The sequence below is a fragment of the Pseudomonas sp. 05N434 genome (assembly GCF_056396965.1).
Genome location: NZ_JBFTMK010000534.1, coordinates 1 through 3,487 on the forward strand (window position 1 = coordinate 1; position 3,487 = coordinate 3,487).

The 3,487-nt window shown below is 63.2% G+C and carries 3 protein-coding genes; all 3 read left to right on the forward strand.

Translation table 11 applies throughout. From position 1 onward, the window contains the following. Position 1 precedes the first annotated feature (1 nt). Positions 2–907, forward strand: coding sequence for a dihydrodipicolinate synthase family protein (locus AC1DLB_RS25230; protein ID WP_477785852.1), 906 nt, complete (start codon positions 2–4; stop codon positions 905–907). 71 nt (positions 908–978) lie between these two features. Further along, positions 979–2,376, forward strand: coding sequence for a fosfomycin efflux MFS transporter AbaF (gene abaF, locus AC1DLB_RS25235; protein WP_086945302.1), 1,398 nt, complete (start codon positions 979–981; stop codon positions 2,374–2,376). A gap of 206 nt (positions 2,377–2,582) precedes the next feature. Beyond that, positions 2,583–3,487, forward strand: a 905-nt coding sequence (locus AC1DLB_RS25240; RefSeq protein WP_477785853.1) for an aldehyde dehydrogenase family protein, incomplete at its 3' end; no start/stop codon positions are given.

The following is a 3,487-nucleotide window of genomic DNA, read 5'->3' on the forward strand; positions in this document are numbered from 1 at the left end:
CATTAACTGGAGTGGCGTCTTCCCCGCGGTGACCACTCAATTCAACGATGACTTCTCCATCAACCTGGAAAAAACCCACCAGGTGATTTCCAACGTGATCCGTGACGGCGTATCGGGCCTGGTGGTGTGTGGTTCGGTGGGGGAAAACACCTCATTGACCGCCGAAGAAAAAATCGCCGTGACCGAAGTTGCGGTCGACGCTTCCCGCGGCCGCGTGCCGGTGATTTGCGGTGTGGCCGAGTTCACCAGTGTGCAAGCGGCCAAGGTGGCCAACGCGGTGCGCAGGGTCGGTGTCGACGGCGTGATGCTGATGCCGGCGCTGGTCTACGGTTCCAAGCCGTTCGAGACCGCCGAGCATTACCGCTACGTGGCGAAGAACGCCGACGTACCGTTGATGGTTTACAACAACCCGCCGATCTACAAAAACGACGTCACCCCGGACATCCTGATTTCCCTGGCCGACTGCGACAACGTGGTGTGCTTCAAGGATTCCTCCGGCGATACCCGCCGTTTCATCGACGTGCGCAATGAAGTCGGCGACCGTTTCGTGCTGTTCGCAGGTCTCGATGACGTGGTGCTGGAAAGCATCGCGGTGGGTGCCGAAGGCTGGGTCTCGGGCATGTCCAACGTGTTCCCGAAAGAAGGCGAGACCATCTTCCGCCTGGCCAAGGCCGGTCGCTTCGCCGAAGCCATGCCGATCTACGAATGGCTGATGCCGATCCTGCACCTCGATGCCCGTGCCGACCTGGTGCAGTGCATCAAACTCTGCGAAGCCATCGCCGGTCGCGGCAGCGCCCTGACCCGTCCGCCACGCCTGGCACTGCCGCAAGCGGATCGGGAGTTCGTCGAACAGATCATGGCCAAGGCCATGGCCAACCGTCCGGAGCTGCCGGACGTCGGTCTCTGAGTGATTGCCGGGCGGACCCTTGCGGGTCCGGCCCGGCTACCTGTTTTCGCGCCTCTACAGGAAACGTCAGCATGTCCAATCCTCACAGCACCTCCAGCGCAACCACACCCTCGGGACTCAAACGCGTGGTGGCCGCCGCCATGGCCGGCACTGTCGCCGAGTGGTATGAATTCTTTCTCTACGGCACCGCTTCGGCATTGGTCTTCGGCCAGCTGTTCTTCCGCCAGACCGACAGTCCGATCGACGGCATCATCGCCGCCTTCGCCCTGTACGCCGTCGGCTTCCTCGCCCGTCCGTTGGGCGGTCTGGTGTTCGGTCACTACGGTGACAAATTCGGCCGCAAGCGCCTGCTGCAACTGAGCCTGGTGGTGGTTGGCATCACCACGTTCCTGATGGGTTGCCTGCCCGGCTTCGACAGCATCGGCTATGCCGCGCCGGTGTTATTGGTGCTGCTACGGCTGATCCAGGGCTTTGCCTTCGGTGGCGAATGGGGTGGCGCGATTCTGCTGGTGTCCGAACACTGCCCGGACAATCGCCGGGGCTTCTGGGCCAGTTGGCCGCAAGCCGGGGTGCCGGCCGGTAACCTGGTGGCGACCGTCGCCCTGCTGCTGTTGTCGTCAAACCTGTCGGAGCAACAATTCCTCGCCTGGGGCTGGCGCGTGGCGTTCTGGTTCTCGGCGGTGGTGGTGCTGATCGGCTACTGGATTCGCACCAGCGTCGATGACGCGCCGATTTTCAAGGAGGCCCAGGCCCGGCAAGCGCAGACCAAACAGCAACAACTGGGCGTGGTGGAAGTGTTGCGCCATCACTGGCGCGCGGTGCTGGTGGGGATCGGCGCGCGGTTTGCCGAGAACATCCTCTATTACACCGTGGTCACCTTTTCGATCACCTACCTGAAACTGGTGGTGCACAAGGACACCTCAGAGATTCTGTTGCTGATGTTCGGCGCACACCTGCTGCACTTTTTCCTGATCCCGTTGATGGGCTATCTGTCGGATATCGTCGGGCGCAAACCGGTGTACCTGATCGGCGCGGTGCTCACTGCGTTCTGGGGCTTCATCGGCTTCCCGATGATGGACACCGGCAACAATTGGCTGATCATCGGCGCCATCACCCTGGGCCTGGCCATCGAGTCGATGACCTATGCGCCCTACTCGGCGCTGATGGCCGAAATGTTCCCGACCCACGTGCGCTACACCGCCCTTTCGCTGTGCTACCAGGTGGCGCCGATCTTCGCCGGATCCCTCGCGCCGCTGATCGCCATCACCCTGCTCAACAAGTACCACAGCTCGACACCGATCGCCTGGTACCTGGTGGGCGCCGCGCTGATCTCCATCGTGGCCGTCGGCCTGACCCGGGAAACCCGTGGCAAGTCATTGCACCAGGTGGATGCCGAATCCGCTGCGCGTATTGCTGCGCTGGATAACGCCGTGCCGGCCGCTGCGCGCCGGGGTGATTCGCTGGCCTGAACCTGACACACCCCACACCCTGTGGCGAGGGAGCTTGCTCCCGCTCGAGTGCGCAGCACTCGCAAAATAGGCAATGGTTGCCACTATTTTGGGGCCGCTACGCAGCCCAACGCGAGCAAGCTCGCTCGCCACAAAACAGCGCACGACTCCATACCCTTGATTGACCTACAAGGGGCCTGCCCCACCTTTTTCGACAGGAGTTTTCCATGCCCGAGATCATCCGCCACAACTACATCGGCGGTGCCCGCAGCGCCGCTGGCAACATCGCGATGCAGAGCCATGACGCCAGCACCGGCGCAGTACTGCCCTATTCGTTCATGCAAGCCACCGCCGAGGAAGTGTACGCCGCAGCCCAAGCCGCCGCTGCCGCTTACCCCGCCTTTCGTAACTTGCCGGCGACGCGCCGTGCAGAATTTCTCGAGGCCATCGCCGCGCAACTGGATGCCCTGGATGACGAATTCGTCGCCCTGGTCACCCGCGAAACTGCCCTGCCGACCGCACGCATCCAGGGTGAACGCAGCCGTACCAGCGGCCAGATGCGCCTGTTCGCCCAGGTGCTGCGCCGGGGCGATTTCTATGGGGCGCGTATCGACCGCGCGTTGCCCGAACGTCAGCCTCTGCCACGGGTCGATCTGCGCCAATACCGGATCGGCGTCGGCCCGGTGGCCGTGTTCGGTGCCAGYAACTTCCCGCTGGCCTTTTCTACCGCTGGCGGTGATACCGCGGCGGCTCTGGCCGCCGGTTGCCCGGTGGTGTTCAAGGCCCACAGCGGACACATGGCGACCGCTGAACGCGTGGCCGACGCAATCATCCGCGCCGCCGAGCAAACCGACATGCCTGAAGGCGTGTTCAACATGATCTACGGCGCGGGCGTCGGTGAAACGCTGGTCAAGCATCCGGCGATCCARGCCGTCGGTTTCACCGGCTCGCTCAAAGGCGGTCGCGCCCTCTGCGACATGGCCGCCGCACGGCCACAACCGATCCCCGTATTCGCCGAAATGAGCAGCATCAACCCGGTGCTGCTATTGCCTGAAGCCCTGCGCGCACGGGGTGAAAAAATCGCCGGTGAACTGGTGGCGTCGGTGGTCCAGGGTTGCGGTCAGTTCTGTAC